This window comes from Mycolicibacterium setense (assembly GCF_000805385.1).
In the GTDB taxonomy this organism is placed as follows: domain Bacteria; phylum Actinomycetota; class Actinomycetes; order Mycobacteriales; family Mycobacteriaceae; genus Mycobacterium; species Mycobacterium setense.
Genome location: NZ_JTJW01000006.1, coordinates 866,477 through 881,335, shown reverse-complemented (window position 1 = coordinate 881,335; position 14,859 = coordinate 866,477). Strand labels below are relative to the sequence as shown.

15 protein-coding genes are annotated in these 14,859 nt (G+C 65.7%); 12 read left to right on the top strand and 3 right to left on the bottom strand.

Going from position 1 to position 14,859, the window contains the following annotated elements:
• Positions 1-60: 60 nt before the first annotated feature.
• The 8 genes from ypfJ (at position 61) to QQ25_RS14930 (ending at position 7,528) form a co-directional block, all read left to right on the top strand.
• The gene (gene ypfJ / locus QQ25_RS14965) at positions 61-951 is read left to right on the top strand and encodes a KPN_02809 family neutral zinc metallopeptidase (RefSeq protein WP_039379389.1); all 891 of its coding nucleotides are present in this window, start codon (positions 61-63) and stop codon (positions 949-951) included.
• A complete protein-coding gene (locus QQ25_RS14960; protein WP_039379388.1) occupies positions 944-2,578 on the top strand; it encodes a DUF885 domain-containing protein in 1,635 nt (544 codons plus the stop codon). Before ypfJ ends, QQ25_RS14960 begins: the two co-directional genes overlap by 8 nt.
• A gap of 20 nt (positions 2,579-2,598) precedes the next feature.
• A complete protein-coding gene (locus QQ25_RS14955; protein ID WP_039379386.1) occupies positions 2,599-3,123 on the top strand; it encodes a DinB family protein in 525 nt (174 codons plus the stop codon).
• Positions 3,124-3,206: 83 nt separating this feature from the next.
• On the top strand, positions 3,207-4,088 hold the full coding sequence (locus tag QQ25_RS14950) for an RNA polymerase sigma-70 factor (RefSeq protein WP_039319587.1): 882 nt from the start codon (positions 3,207-3,209) through the stop codon (positions 4,086-4,088).
• Complete coding sequence (locus tag QQ25_RS14945; protein WP_039319585.1) at positions 4,088-4,534, top strand: SRPBCC family protein; 447 nt, start codon at positions 4,088-4,090, stop codon at positions 4,532-4,534. The genes QQ25_RS14950 and QQ25_RS14945 overlap by 1 nt, the downstream gene beginning before the upstream one ends.
• Positions 4,535-4,566: 32 nt before the next feature.
• Positions 4,567-5,154: a TetR/AcrR family transcriptional regulator gene (locus tag QQ25_RS14940; protein ID WP_039319582.1), complete on the top strand. Its 588-nt coding sequence runs from the start codon at positions 4,567-4,569 to the stop codon at positions 5,152-5,154.
• Positions 5,154-6,713 carry a flavin-containing monooxygenase gene (locus tag QQ25_RS14935; protein ID WP_039379384.1) on the top strand — a complete coding sequence of 520 codons (1,560 nt, stop codon included), beginning with the start codon at positions 5,154-5,156 and terminating at the stop codon, positions 6,711-6,713. Before QQ25_RS14940 ends, QQ25_RS14935 begins: the two co-directional genes overlap by 1 nt.
• The gene (locus QQ25_RS14930) at positions 6,710-7,528 is read left to right on the top strand and encodes a mycofactocin-coupled SDR family oxidoreductase (RefSeq protein WP_039379383.1); all 819 of its coding nucleotides are present in this window, start codon (positions 6,710-6,712) and stop codon (positions 7,526-7,528) included. The genes QQ25_RS14935 and QQ25_RS14930 overlap by 4 nt, the downstream gene beginning before the upstream one ends.
• Before the next feature lie 14 nt (positions 7,529-7,542).
• On the opposite strand, the gene QQ25_RS14925 is transcribed toward QQ25_RS14930, so the two are convergent.
• On the bottom strand, positions 7,543-8,442 hold the full coding sequence (locus QQ25_RS14925; protein WP_039379978.1) for an acyl-CoA thioesterase: 900 nt from the start codon (positions 8,440-8,442) through the stop codon (positions 7,543-7,545).
• 14 nt (positions 8,443-8,456) lie between these two features.
• Entirely contained in the window at positions 8,457-9,293 is an 837-nt protein-coding gene (locus tag QQ25_RS14920; RefSeq protein ID WP_039379381.1) for an LLM class flavin-dependent oxidoreductase, read from the bottom strand.
• A gap of 92 nt (positions 9,294-9,385) precedes the next feature.
• On the opposite strand from QQ25_RS14920, the gene QQ25_RS14915 reads away from it, so the two are divergent.
• The 4 genes from QQ25_RS14915 to QQ25_RS14900 all read left to right on the top strand — a co-directional run bounded on the left by QQ25_RS14915 (position 9,386) and on the right by QQ25_RS14900 (position 13,828).
• Positions 9,386-10,024, top strand: coding sequence for a TetR/AcrR family transcriptional regulator (locus QQ25_RS14915; RefSeq protein WP_039379379.1), 639 nt, complete (start codon positions 9,386-9,388; stop codon positions 10,022-10,024).
• Positions 10,025-10,136: 112 nt separating this feature from the next.
• On the top strand, positions 10,137-11,366 hold the full coding sequence (locus QQ25_RS14910; protein WP_039319574.1) for an amidohydrolase family protein: 1,230 nt from the start codon (positions 10,137-10,139) through the stop codon (positions 11,364-11,366).
• Between the two features lie 39 nt (positions 11,367-11,405).
• Complete coding sequence (locus QQ25_RS14905; protein WP_039379377.1) at positions 11,406-12,566, top strand: acyl-CoA dehydrogenase family protein; 1,161 nt, start codon at positions 11,406-11,408, stop codon at positions 12,564-12,566.
• A complete protein-coding gene (locus QQ25_RS14900) occupies positions 12,563-13,828 on the top strand; it encodes an acyl-CoA dehydrogenase family protein (RefSeq protein ID WP_039379374.1) in 1,266 nt (421 codons plus the stop codon). The genes QQ25_RS14905 and QQ25_RS14900 overlap by 4 nt, the downstream gene beginning before the upstream one ends.
• Before the next feature lie 3 nt (positions 13,829-13,831).
• Here QQ25_RS14900 and QQ25_RS14895 read toward each other — a convergent pair whose 3' ends face one another.
• Positions 13,832-14,848 carry an Rv2578c family radical SAM protein gene (locus QQ25_RS14895; protein ID WP_039379976.1) on the bottom strand — a complete coding sequence of 339 codons (1,017 nt, stop codon included), beginning with the start codon at positions 14,846-14,848 and terminating at the stop codon, positions 13,832-13,834.
• Positions 14,849-14,859: the final 11 nt, after the last annotated feature.

Here is a 14,859-nt window from a genome sequence, read left to right as displayed (position 1 = left end):
GTGAAAAGCTGAACGGGCTGTTGAGCACGCACCTACCGGCGAATGCGATGGAGTGACGGGATGACCTTCAACGAGGGTATGCAGATCGACACGAGCACTACTTCCAGCTCCGGGGGTGGCCGCGGCCCTGGCCGTGGCATCGCGATCGGTGGCGGTCTCGGCGGTCTGTTGGTCGTGGTGCTCGCGATGTTCCTCGGGGTGGACCCGGGCACCGTGCTCCCCCAGCAACAGGAGATCTCCACCAACGGTGTCGAGGCCGAAGGTTTCGATCTGAGCCAGTGCAAGACGGGCGCTGACGCCAACACCAAGGTCGAGTGCCGCGTGATCGCCACCGGAAACTCCGTCGACGGTGTGTGGCAGCAACTGCTCAAGGGATACAAGCGTCCCTACGTCCGGCTGTTCAAGGGTCAGGTTCAGACCGGGTGCGGTCCGGCCACAAGTGATGTCGGGCCGTTCTACTGCCCCGTGGACCAGACGGCCTACTTCGACACCGATTTCTTCCAGGTGCTCGTCGACCAGTTCGGTTCCAGCGGAGGCCCGCTCGCGCAGGAGTACGTGGTGGCCCACGAATTCGGACACCACGTGCAGAACCTGCTCGGCGTCCTCGGTCGGGCCCAGCAGGATCCGGAGGGCGCCACCGGCGGCGGCGTGCGCACCGAACTGCAGGCCGACTGCTACGCCGGCGTCTGGGCGCACTACGCGTCGATCACCCGGCAGGAAGGTACCGACGTGCCCTTCCTGGAACCGCTGAGCGACAAGGACATCACCGACGCGCTGTCGGCGGCCTCCTCGGTGGGCGACGATCGTATCCAGAAGCAGGCCACCGGCCGGGTCAACCCTGAGGCATGGACCCACGGTTCTTCTGAGCAGCGCCAGAAGTGGTTCACCATCGGCTACCAGACCGGTGATCCGAACAAGTGCGACACCTTCGCCGCGAACAACCTTGGCTAGGGCCGCCACCGCCGTCGACACGGCAGCCGAGCGTTACCTGGACACCTATGCGCGCCTCGACCCTTGCGCCGCAACAGAACTGGGCATCACGGGGCACGACGACGACGTCACCGACTACTCACCGGAGGGGGTGACGGCGCGCGCGGAGGCCGCGCGCGCCACCTTGCGGGAGCTCGACGGCATCGAACCGGTCGACGATGTCGACGTGGTGACCGTGGCCGCACTGCGCGAGCGCCTCGGCGCGATCGTCGACGTGCACGATGCCGGTCTGGACCTGGGCGAGCTCAACGTGATCGCCTCGCCGCTTCAGACCATGCGCGATGTGTTCGACCTGATGCCCACCGACACCGAGGACGATTGGGCGTTGATCTCCGCCAGGCTGGCGAAAGTGCCCGAACGGGCCGCCGGTTACGCGGAGGCGCTGCGCGAAGCCTCCAACAGCGGCCATGCTCCGGCCCTGCGTCAGGTCACCCGCGGGGTGGCCCAGTCCCGCCAGATCGCCGAGTTGTTCGCCGGGATGTGTGCCGGCGCGGCGCCGGGAAACCGACGACTGCAAGCGGAGTTGCGGCAGCGCAGCGAGGCCGCGGCCGACGCCTACCGGCATCTCGGCGACGTCCTTCGTGCGGAGATCGCTCCCCGTGCCCGCCAGTCCGACGCGTGCGGGCGCGACGCCTACGGACTCATGTCCCGGTTGTTCCTGGGCACCTCCGTAGACCTCGACGAGGCCTACGACTGGGGTCTGGGCCTGCTCGATGCCGTTGTGGCCGAACAGGAATCGATCGCCCAGCAGCTCTATCCGGGTGCCACCGTCGCCGAGACGTTGCGCCGGCTCGACGAAGAACCCAGGTACGTCATCAGCGGCACGGACGCCTTGCAGGCATGGATGCAGCAGCTGTCCGATCGGGCGCTGGAATCCCTGGCCGGCACCCACTTCGACATCGACGGTCCGCTGCGCACGCTGGAGTGCCGGATCGCGCCGACCCAGACCGGCGGCATCTACTACACCGGACCGTCCGAGGATTGGTCACGCCCAGGACGCATGTGGTGGTCAGTGCCGCCCGGGGTCGAAAAGTTCCACACCTGGCAGGAAACCACGACGGTGTTCCACGAAGGCGTTCCCGGTCATCATCTGCAGATCGGCCGCGCGGTGGCATTGGCCGACCAGCTCAACCGGTGGCGGCGGCTGGGCTGCTGGGTGTCAGGTCATGGCGAGGGCTGGGCGCTGTACGCGGAGCGGTTGATGGCTGAGCTCGGCTGGCTCGACGATGCCGGCGACCGCATGGGAATGCTTGATGCCCAACGGTTCCGCGCAGCCCGCGTGGTGATCGACATCGGTGTGCACTGCGGCCTGACCGCGCCCGACGGTGAGGTGTGGGATGCCGAACGGGCGTGGAACTTCCTGACCTCGCATTCAGCCATGGCCGAGGAGAATCTTCGCTTCGAGCTCGATCGTTATCTGGGCTGGCCGGGGCAGGCACCGTCGTACGCCATCGGGCAGCGGATCTGGCACGAACTCCGGGACGAGACCCTGCGCCGCGGATCGTCATTGCGGGAATTCCACAGCCGCGCACTCGATCTGGGCGGCCTGCCGCTCGATGTGCTCCGGTCTGCGTTGTCGTCCGACTGACTGGCAGCGACACTGGTGGGATGGAAGATCTGGAGCCCGATTCCAAGGACTGGACCTGGGTACTTTCGCGCGCCTGCGGTGAGTGCGGATTCGACCCGGCCGCAGTGCACCGCAGCGAGGTAGCCGATCGCATCCGTGAGGATGCCGCAGCGTGGGTGCCCCGGTTGCACGGCCCCGGTGTGGCCGTCAGGACGCGTGCCGACCGCTGGTCGGTCCTGGAATACGGCTGCCATATCCGTGATGTGCACCGGATCTTCGAGCACCGGGTACAGCTGATGCTGACCGAGGACGCTCCGCAATTCCCCAACTGGGATCAGGACGCCACCGCGATCGCCGACGACTACGGATCGCAGGATCCCGCAATCGTCGCCACTGAACTGTTCGAGGCCGCCGGCATCATCGCCGACACCTATGACCACGTTCCGGCCGATGCCTGGACACGTCGCGGGCTGCGCAGCAATGGCAGTGAGTTCACCATCGCGACCATCGCGGTCTACCACCTGCACGACATCGTCCACCACGCGCACGACGTCGCCCCCATGTGACGCGGTTCACAACCGGGGGTTGTCACGGTTCGGCCGCCGAGCGGTGTCTGAGAGTGTGACATCCACGGGCACAGGGGGATCATCTGAACGCGACCGAGGTATTCGCCGGGCACCGCCCGCTACTGTTCACGCTGGCGTACCAGATTCTGGGAAGCGCCGCCGACGCCGAAGATGTAGTGCAGGAAAGCTACCTGCGCTGGATCACGGCAGGTGAGGTCACCCATCCGCACGCGTATCTCGTGCAGATCGTGACGAGGCAGGCCCTCAACGCGCTACGCACGAGCAGGCGCCGACGCGAAGACTATGTCGGCAACTGGCTGCCCGAACCGATCCAGACCGCGGCCGACGTCAGCGAGGACGCCGTCCTCGCCGAGTCGGTTTCCATGGCGATGCTGCTGATATTGGAGACACTCAGCCCCGACGAACGAGTGGTGTTCGTCCTCAACGAGGTGTTCGGTTACAGCCATCCCGAGATAGCGCTCGTGGTGGGAAAGTCCGATACAACTGTGCGCCAAATCGCCCATCGCGCACGCGAACACGTGCAAGCCCGACGGCGACGCTTCACACCGGACAGACAACTGGCGCGTGCCACTGTCACGAAGTTCCTGCGGGCCGCGCACACCGGGGACATCGATGGCCTCGTCGCGGTGATGGCTCCCGAGGTCGTGGCGCTGTCCGACGGCGGCGGCCGGGTATCGGCTGCGCGTCGCCCAGTCGTCGGACCAGAACGGGTCGCGCAGTTCATGGCAGGACTCGCCCAGGGCAGTATGGCCGGATTCGACATTTCGTTCGGCAGCTACAACTCGATGCCGGCCGTCTTGTTCCGCCGAGAAGGCACGCTGGATTCGGTCCTGCTGATCGAGGTGACCGACGAACTGATCACCGCGCTGTACGCGATGCGCAACCCCGACAAACTGCGCGACGCCGCTGCCACCCGCACCCTGACCAGACAGCAGGAGGACTGATGCAGACCGTCACCGTCGAACGGACCATCGCAGCACCGCAGGAGGAGGTGTTCGACTTCATGAGCAACGCCGCCAATTTCACGCGTTCTCCATTGGTGCTTCGGCAAAGGCTGGCCGAACCCGGCCGGCAGACCGCATACGGACAAGGCGCGGTACGCATCCTGCTCTGGGTGGTCGGCTGGTTCCGGGAGCGCATCACCGCATACGACGCACCCCACTCCTTCGACTACTCGGTCGAACGCAGTTTCCCGCCGTCGGAACATCGGCTTGGTCGCGTCAGCCTCACCGCGGTGGATGGCGGCACCCGCGTCGTATGGACCACGACGTTCCGGGTGAAGTTCCCACTCATCGGCGAGGCCCTGACTCGTTGGGTCGGCCGGCCGATGCTGGCCAGGGTGTTCAACGACGTCTTGGATGCCGCGTCGAGCGATCTGGCCAAACGCTGACCACATTGAACACATGTCGTTAATGTGTGCAAATGCGCGATGTGGACCGAGCGGTGTCACCTCCGCTGCTGACTGCCACCGCTGACACGCTCAGACGTTTGGGCCCAAGACAATTCAGTCTGACTGCGGTCGCCGAACACGCAGGTGTATCCCGCGGCACGATCCACAACGCGCTGGGTAGCCGCGACAACGCCATCAGAATCGGGCTCGATCACCTGGCGAGCGCGTTCATCGAGACCATCGCGGCAGAGGCGGACCGCCACGGCACCCTGGCCGACCAGGTCGCCGCGGCCGCCGTCGTCATCTGCGCCCACCGCCGGCAGTCGGACTCCGTGGCACCGCGCGGCATCAACGAGAGCATCCTGGTGCTGCTGCTGCGCAACACGGGTGACGACCTGATGCGGCGTTCTATCGACCTGTGGAAGCCGTTCGTGCAGGCGGCCCGGGAACGCGGGGAGGTCGGATCCGGAGTTGCGCCGGCCCGGGGCAGCGAGTGGATCGTTCGCCTGCTGCTGAGCTTCGAACTTCTCCCGCCGATCGGAGTGAACCTCGACAGTGCTCGTGCGGTGAAACGATTCGTGTCCGACCACATCGTGGTCGGCCTGACCGGAAGGCAGTAATGAGCGAGCCAGATTTCGAGGTGGCGATCATCGGCGCCGGCCCTGGCGGCATTGCCACAGCACACATGTTGCGCCAGAAGGGTATCCGCGACTTCGTCATCATCGAACGCGGTAACGACTTCGGCGGTACCTGGCGTGACAACCACTACCCCGGGCTAGCCGTCGACATACCCATCCTGTGGTACCAACTGTCATTCGCCCCCAACCCGAACTGGAGCAGGTTCTTCGCGCCCGGACCGGAGATCCAGCGCTACCTGCAGGACACCGCGACAGAACTGGGCCTGTACGAGCATCTGCGACCCGACTCGGAGGTCGTGCGCCAGCAGTGGGACGACCGGCACGGCCTGTGGCGGCTGGAGATCCGCGACGGGGCCCCGGTGACCGCACGTTTCCTGGTCAGTTCGGTCGGCGGCTACGTCAACGCCAAGGACACCGTCGACATCCCCGGCGTGGACGATTTCACCGGCACCATCATGCGCCCCAACGCCTGGGACGACAGTTACGACACCGTCGGCAAGCGGATCGCGGTGATCGGGACGGGGTCCTCCGGCGTCCAGATCGCCGCCGCATTGTCCGCCGAAGCGGCCAATCTCGATGTCTACCAACGCACGCCGGCATGGGTGCTGCCCAAGGTCGACTTCGACATCACGCCGAGGATGCGCCGGTTGTTCCGGCTGCCTGGATTCGTCCCGCTCGTCAACGCGGCCGGGCGGCTGGCGATGGACATCTTCATGGTGGCGCCGATCGTGCATGTCTTCGCCCGACTGCCCGACACGGTGCTGCGCCGCCTGATGCCGCTCTACGACGGGTGGTCGCGGCTGCTGTACCGGCTACTGCTGCGAGCAGTCGTCGACGATCCGGCGACCCGGCGAAAGTTGGTACCGCGCTATGGCATCCTGGCCAAGCGGCCGGTGATCTCAAGTGCGTTCCTGCCCGCACTCAACAATCCCACCACTCACCTGATCACCACGCCGATCGAACGGATCACGGCGACCGGGGTGCGCACCGCCGACGGCATCGACCATCCGGCCGATCTGCTGGTACTCGCCACCGGCTACGAATTGTGGATCGACCCGGAAACCTATCGTCCGGATACGGTTTTGGGCGCATGCGGCTTCGACCTCGCGCAGTACTACCGGGCGCACGGCCTGCACAGCTACGCCGGCACGGCCCACCCGCGCCTGCCCAACCGCTGGGAGATCGTCGGCCCGCTCGGCTTCGTCGGCTTCGCCTGGCCGGATTATGTCGAAACCGTTGCCGCGCACGCCGTCCGGATCATCGAGGAGACCCGGCACCGCGGCACTCAGATCGCCACCGTCAGCCAGGACGCGTTCAATCGGTGGAATGCCCGGATGCGTCGGGATGGCCGCGTCGCGCACCTGTATTACACCGCGGCTTCCGGCCTGAACACCTATTTCGTCAACTCGCAGTACGAAACCCCGTATTACCGACCGCAGACGATCACCGGGTCCCGCCAGTTCGCCCGTCATTCTCCGCTGTCCGACTACGCATTCACCAATGTCCGCGTCACCGCACTACCCGAGGAGCAACTCGCATGACTACCCCATTGGCCGGTCGGATTGCCTACGTCACCGGTGCCGCACGCGGCCAGGGCCGCTCGCACTGCGTGCGGCTGGCCCGTGCCGGGGCGGACATCGTCGCGCTCGACGCGTGTGCACCGGTCGCCGAACACAACGGGTACGCCGCCGCCACCCCGGAGGATCTCGCCGAGACGGTGGCATTGGTGGAGGGCGAGGGCCGCAAGATCCTGGCCCGCGAGGTCGACGTGCGCGATGCCGAAGGCCAACAGCGGCTCGTGGCCGACGCGGTCGAACAGTTCGGACGGCTCGACATCGTGGTGGCCAACGCCGGCGTGCTCAATTGGGGCCGACTGTGGGAGATCTCGGCCAAGCAATGGCAGGACATCCTCGACATCAACCTCACCGGGGTGTTCAACACCGTCCAGGCGGTGGTACCGCCGATGATCGCGGCGGGCAACGGCGGCTCCATCATCACCGTCAGTTCGGCCGCCGGTGTCAAGGCCGTGCCCGGCTGCGGTCACTACTGTGCCAGCAAGTTCGGTGTCGTCGGACTCACCAACGCACTGGCAGTAGAGTTGGGCGAGTACGGAATCCGGGTGAATTCGATCCACCCATACGGCACGGACACCCCAATGGGCAACGACCTATCGATGTATCAGATGTTCGCCGACCATCCGAACTACATCCACAGCTTCTCCCCCGGCGCCCTGCCGACGGATTCGCTGGCCCCGCCCGAGACCATCTCCGACATCGTGCTGTGGCTGGCCGGCGATGGATCGTCTTTGGTCACCGCGGCCCAGGTCCCCGCAGACAAGGGCTATTTGAAGATCTGAGCGGCGGCGCCGGGCTACAGGCGCGAGTGCGCCGAGATGTTGGTGTCGGTGGTGCGAAGCGGACGGATCAGCCCGTCCTGGCTGAACGACGCGATGAGCTCACCCTCTTCGGTGTGCACCGCACCGCGCACATAGGACATGCCCGCTCCGACCTGGGTACTCTCGTGGCTGTAGAGCAGCCAGCCGCCCCAGCGGACCGGTTCATGGAAGCTCACCGTGACGGTCATCGGCGCGGTCGAGACGGTGAGATGCGCCTGGGCCGTGCCGATCCCCTCGTGGGCCCGCATGGTCGTCGAGATTCCAAGGTGGCCGGTGAAGTACGCGATCAGTGCCTTGGCGAGATCGTCACGGGTGGGGACGGGGTCGTAGTGCAGCCAGGCGTACAACTCGGGAGGGCCGACCTCGTCGGGGCTGTTGACGTCCACGACGTCGACGAGCCGAAGCTCGCGGCCGATCATCGGCATCCGCGAGAGGTTGGAATCGGCGGGGCCCGCGACCTCCGGCCGGGGCAGGTGATGACGGATCACGTCGCCCGACGGCACGTCGGTGAAGACCGTGATCGTGATGCAGCGCTTGCCGTTCTGCGATGCGGCGACCACGGAGGTGGCCGTGGAGCGGCCTTCACTGATCACATCGATGTCGAGTTCTACCGGCGGCCCGACCATGACCGCGCGGGCGAACACCGCGTGTGCCGAGCGGATCGACTTGTCCGGAAACCGTTTGGCAACTGCCACAATGGCGGCGCCGAGAATTTGGGTCCCTTCGACAACCTGACGCTCGTCGACACCGGCGATGCCCGTCTGCACGGTGAAGCGGTTCTCCCCCGCGGGTTCCGCGTCGAACAGATCGAGCAACATCTGCAGCGTCCACTGTGTCGGTTCCGCCTCGGTGGGCGCCTCAGATTCTGCGGTCATGTCCATCCTCTCTTTCACGCGTTGATGACTGTCTCGGCGAATTCCGAAATAGTTTGCGGTGCGGCGAAATCGGCGAACCACACGTAGAAACGTTCGACACCCTGGGCGGACAGACCGGCGAAATGGGCACTGAGTTCCGCGGCGTCGCCGCACACCAACCCGTCCCCGAGGTGCCCGAACAGCCGGGTGCTGCGTTCGGTCACCGCCGAGCGATCAGCACCGCGGCCCACGAAGCCGACCATCTGCTGCAGCGAGACCCGCGCAGTCCTCACTGTCGGCAGCAGTGCCGGCAACCGATCCAGCTGGTGTGACGGAACGTTCCACCAATCGGCATGCGCGCGCACCAATTCCATCATGCGCTTACCGGTTCCGCCCAGTACCAACGGAATTGGGTGAGATGGCTGCGGAACCTGCGCACGTTCGCCGTCGGCGCTCCAGTACTGCTGCAGCGACCGCAGGTTCTCACCGAGCCTGGCTACCCGCGCCGCAGCATCACCGGTCTCGATACCGAACCGTTCGAACTCCTGCGGCCACGAACCCGATCCCAGACCCAGCTCGAACCGGCCACCGCTGGCTTCCGACAGCGTCACGGCCTGTTTTGCCAGCACCGCCGGGTGCCGGAACGCATCGCACAGCACCAGATGACCGATCCGCAGCCGCTCGGTGCGGGCCGCCACCCAGGTGGCGACAGTCATTGCCTCCCAGATGTTTTGGTGTGTTGCGCCAGGCGCTTCCAGGTGATCGATGAACGCGATGCCGTCGTATCCACAGGCCTCGGCCACGCGCGCACGCTCAACAACGTCGTCCACACCCAGCCGCACCTGGGGCAGGAACAGGAACCACTCACTCATCGAGCCAACACAGTAATCACAAGCCGCCTATTGCTTCTACGAAACCGGTAACGTCATTCTCGCAAGTGCAGCATGACGGAGGTGATGGCGCAATGGCTAGGCCGGCCGAACGAACATCCGACGGCGCGCGCGCCGAGGCTCAGGCGGACCGGGCCCGCCGGTTCATGAAATCCGCACTCACCATCCTGGGTGAAACCGGACGCACCGACTTCACCGTGCTCGAGGTCGTGGAGCGCTCGAAAACCTCGTTGAGGTCGTTCTACCAGCACTTTTCCACCAAGGACGAGCTGCTGCTGGCTCTCATCGACAAGATCATGGCCGAGTCCACACAGCGCTGGCGCTCCGATACCGATGGGCTGGACGGGCCCGAGGCGCTTCAGGCGCTCATCCAGCGGATCACCATGCCGGCCGCGTCGAGCACCCAGGACAGCATCAACCGTGGCCTGACCTTCTACAACGACCATCTCGCCGAGTCGCTGCCCCGTGAATACGCGCGGGTGCTGGCGCCGTTACACGAGCTCATCGCGGACATCATGCGGCGCGGCATCGCTTCGGGAGCCTTCCGATCCGATACCGACATCCAGAGCACCGCGGCCCTGATCATGCAGTCGGTGCTGGGCGCGATGCGCATGCGCTCACTGGGCGTGGAACTCAACGGCGCACCGATCGAAGGCGAGCACATCTACCAGTTCTGCGTTCGCAGCCTGCTGGCGGCCGAATCTCCTACCTGACCTGCGCCTTTCCTCTGGTTTGAGCGATCGCCCGAATGGGCTCGTCTCCGCCTGTGATCGCGTGGTAACGTCATTACCAGTTTCGAAAACAACACTCTTCCAGGAGGCGAACATGCCGTCACGCGAGCTTCCCTATCCGGTGTTCGATGCCGACAACCACTTCTATGAGCCCAAAGAGGCGCTCACCAAGTTCCTGCCCGAACACCGCAAGGGCGTCATCGACTACATCGATGTCCGCGGCCGCACGAAGATCGTGGTGCGCAACCACATCAGCGACTACATTCCGAACCCCACGTTCGAGGTGGTCGCCCGGCCAGGCGCCCAGGAGGAGTACTTCCGTCACGGCAGCGGCGGCAAGAGCTACCGCGAGGTGATGGGCAAGCCGATGAAGGCCATCCCCGCCTTCCGCAATCCCGAAGCGCGCCTTGAGGTTCTGGACAGCCTCGGCCTGGACTACACGATCATGTTCCCGACTCTGGCCAGCCTGGTCGAGGAACGTCTCAAGGACGATCCGGACCTCATCCTCGACATCATCCACGCGCTCAACGAGTGGATGTACGAGACCTGGCAGTTCAACTATTCCGACCGCATCTTCTCCACACCCGTCATCAATCTCGGTGTCGTCGACCGTGCCCTGGAAGAACTCGAGTGGTGCCTCGAACGCGGCGCCAAGACGGTTCTGGTCCGGCCCGCGCCGGTGCCCGGCTACCGCGGCACCCGGTCGCTGGGATTCCCCGAGTTCGATCCGTTCTGGGACGCCTGCGTCAAGGCCGGCATCCCGGTGTGCATGCACGCCTCCGACAGCGGCTACGCGCAGTACCTCAACGATTGGGAACCGGCCGACGAGTTCCTGCCGTTCAAGCCGACGTCGTTCCGGATGGTCGCGATGGGCAAGCGGCCGATCGAGGACACCATGGCCGCACTGGTGTGCCACGGCGCGCTGACCCGCAACCCCGATCTGCGCATCCTGTCGGTGGAGAACGGCGCCTCGTGGGTGCCGTACCTCTTCTATCAGTTCAAGGACGTCTACTCGAAGATGCCTCAGGAGTTCCCGGAGGATCCGATCGCGGCGTTCAAGCGCGGCGTGTATGTGGCGCCGTTCTGGGAGGACGACTTCAAGCAGATGGCCGACCTCTGCGGTATCGATCGCATCATCTTCGGGTCCGATTGGCCGCACCCCGAGGGCCTCGCCGATCCGATCAACCTGGTCGACGACTTGCAGGCACACGGCCTGGACGACGAAGGCGTGCGAAAGGTGATGGGCGGCAACCTGGTCGACCTGTTTAAGGTCGAGAACAAGAAGGTGTACCGGCCCGATGTGCCGGCGCTGGTCCTGAACTGATCTAGTCCACCTCACAACACAAGAAGCTGGGCCGACTCCATGACCGATGTGGCAAACCCCGAACAGATGCTGTTCACCTCCACCGCGCAGGCATTCCTGGAAAAAGAAGTGCCGCTGAGCCGGGTGCGTCAGCTGCACGCCGACGGCATCGCTTTCGACACCGGGTGGTGGGGCCGCGCAGCGGAATTGGGTTGGGCCAGCCTGCTGGTACCCGAGGAGTTGGGCGGTGGCAGCCCGTCGGGTGACGGCGTCACCGACCTGGCCCTGCTCGCCGAGCAGGCGGGCCGGACGGTGGCTCCCGGTCCATTGCACCCGGTCAGCACCGTGCTGGCCGGCCTGGTGGAAGCGCCGGGAGGCCACGAGGAACTCATCGAATCGCTGGTGTCCGGTGAGGCCGTGGCGTCTTGGGCGGTCTATGAACCCAACCGGCCGTTCGGAGCGTTGCAGTCCCCTACCGGTGTCGCCACCACAGCCACCCGCACCACATCTGGCTACCGGATCGACGGCGTCAAGGACCGCGTCGAGGCCGGCGACCAGAGCGGCGCGGTGTTGGTGGTTGCCGTTTGTGATGGCGAGATCCGGCAGTTCGTGGTGCCCACCGACGCAGCCGGGGTGACGGTCACCCCGCAGAATTCGGTGGACCTCGTAAAGCGTTACGCGCGTGTGCAGTTCGACGGTGTCGAGGTCGGCGAATCCGCCGTGGTGGGTACCGCTGAGCAGACGCCGGACATCATCGAACGGCAGCGCCAAGTGGCTCTGCTGCTGCAGTGCGCGGAAATCGTCGGAATCCTCGACGCGGTGCTCACGATGACCAATCAGTGGCTGGTCGACCGGCACAGTTTCGGCCGGCCGCTGGCCTCGTACCAGGCCCTCAAACATCGTGCCGCCGACATGAAGATGTGGTTCGAGGCCGCACGGGCCACCACCGCGGGGGCCGTCGCCGCCGTGGCCGAGCGCTCCCCGGAAGCGCCGAAATACGTCAGCGTCGCGAAAGCCTATGTGGCCGAACGTGCGCCCGTGATGCTGCAGGACTGCGTGCAGCTCCACGGCGGCATCGGCGTGACATGGGAGCACGACCTGCATCTGTACCTCCGGAGAGTCGCCCTCTACCGGGCGTTCTACGGCTCACCCGAAGACCACCACCGCGCCGTGTATGCGCTGAGCCGCAAGACCCGCGCAGCTGAGGAGATTAGGGCATGACCGACACCGTGAGCACCACCGCCACCACAGAGTCTGTCGAAGAGTTCACCCTGCGCGCCCGGAGCTGGCTGGCCGCGAACATGCCACCCATCGACCCGGAGAACCCGCCCTTTTCCGTGCGTGCGGAAACCGAATCCTGGGAACGCGCAAAGGAACTGCAGAAGCGGCTCTATGAGGGTGGATTCGCGGGCATCTGCTTCCCGCGCGAGTACGGCGGTCTCGGCCTGGATTACGCGTATCAGAAGGCCTTCAACAACGAGTGCCGGAACTACGAGATGCCGTTGATCCTGAACACCCCCTCGTTCACCATCTGCGGCGCGACGATCCTCGACATGGGTAGCGAAGAGCAGAAGCGCGAACGTATTTCGGCAGCGATCCGCGGCGACGAGGTGCTCTGCCAGCTGCTCTCCGAGCCCAGCGGCGGTTCAGACCTGGCCGGTGTGATCACCCGCGCCGAACTCAAGGGCGACACGTGGATCATCAACGGCGCCAAGACCTGGAGCACCAGCGCGTTCGCCGCCGACTACGGGTTGATGCTCGCCCGCACCGATTGGACCGTGCCGAAACACGAAGGCCTCACCATGTTCCTGGTGCCGCTTGATGCGCCAGGTATCACGATGCGCCGCATCACCGAGGTCAACGGTAACGAAGAGTTCTGCGAGGAGTTCTTCGACAACCTGGAGCTTCCCGCCGATGCCGTGGTGGGTGCGGTCAACGACGGCTGGACGGTCGCCTCGCGCCAGCTGCATCACGAACGCCGTGCTGTCGGCGGCGGATCCGAGTTCGCCAGCGGAACCGGGGCCGAGAACGCCAATGAGATGCCGCCTGACCACATCGGGCTGGCCGAGGCCACCGGACAAGGTGACGACGCCCGGGTGCAGGATCTGGCGGGACGTGCCCTGGTACGACGCATCGTCAAGAAACAGCTCATCGACCATGTCGGCAGCGCCATCGCGAGCGGCGCGCTGCCACCGAATGCGGGCACCCTGATCCGGCTCTTCCACGCCGAGACCACCGAACTCGAGGTGGACACCGCGCTGGCCATCGCCGGCACGGCCGGTGTCGTCGACGAGGGCACCGACGATGTCGCGGGCCTTCTCGACATCGGGGTGCGCTACCTGTCTCGCCAGACCGGGTCATTGGGCGGCGGCAGCTCGGAGATGGCCCGCAATGTGATCGGCGAGCGGATCCTGGGCTTCCCACGCGAACACGCTGCCGACCGCGGTGTGCCGTTCAATCAGGTCAAGCGCAACAAGAGCTGAATCTCAGAACAGCGTCGGCTGCGCGACCGCCGCCTCCTCCGCGATCGGTGAGGCCGGCACGGGCATCATCCGTGCCGTTCTGGCCAGACCGTGGCGGGCAACCAGCTGAGCGGCGCGCGCCCGCAGCATGTCGCGGTACTCCGCGGGCAGGTATGCCCCACGCCGATACAGCCGTTGGTATTCGCCGACCAGATCAGGGTGTGAGCGGGCCAGCCACTCCATGAACCAGCCACGGGTGGATCCACGCAGATGCAGCCCGAAGACGGTGACCCCGCTGGCGCCGGCCGCAGCGATCCGGCCGAGCAGCGCATCGAGATGCTCGACGGAGTCGGTGAGGAACGGCAGGACCGGGGCGACCATGACGTGACACTGCAGGCCCGCGTCGCGGATCGCCGAGATCAAGGCGAGGCGCGCTTGCGGCGACGGCGTCCCTGGTTCGACATCACCGTGCAGAGCATCGTCACCCACCGCCAAGGAGACCGCCACATTCACCGGCACCCGCCGCGACGCTTCGGCGATCAGTCCGAGATCTCGGCGAAGCAGCGTGCCCTTGGTGAGAATCGAAAACGGAGTTCCTGAATCTGCCAGCGCGGCAATGATTCCCGGCATCAGCGCGTAGCGGCCTTCGGCGCGCTGATACGGATCGGTATTGGTGCCGAGCGCGACGGTCTCGCGTGTCCAGGACCGGCGGCGCAACTCGCGCGCCAGCACCTCGGCGATGTTGGTCTTGACCACCACCTGAGTGTCGAAGTCCGCGCCGTAGTCGAAGTCGAGGTACTCGTGGGTCGGACGGGCGAAGCAGTACCGGCAGGCGTGGCTGCAGCCACGGTAGCCGTTGACGGTGAACCGAAAAGGCAGCATCGAGGCCGCCGGCACCTTGTTCAGCGCCGATTTACACAGCACCTCGTGGAACGTGATGCCCTCGAATTGCGGCGTGCGCACGCTGCGGACCAAGCCGAGCCGTTGCAGACCGGGCAGCGCCCCGTCGTCGACTCCGACACCCTGCCCATCCCAGCGCACAACCTCCATCG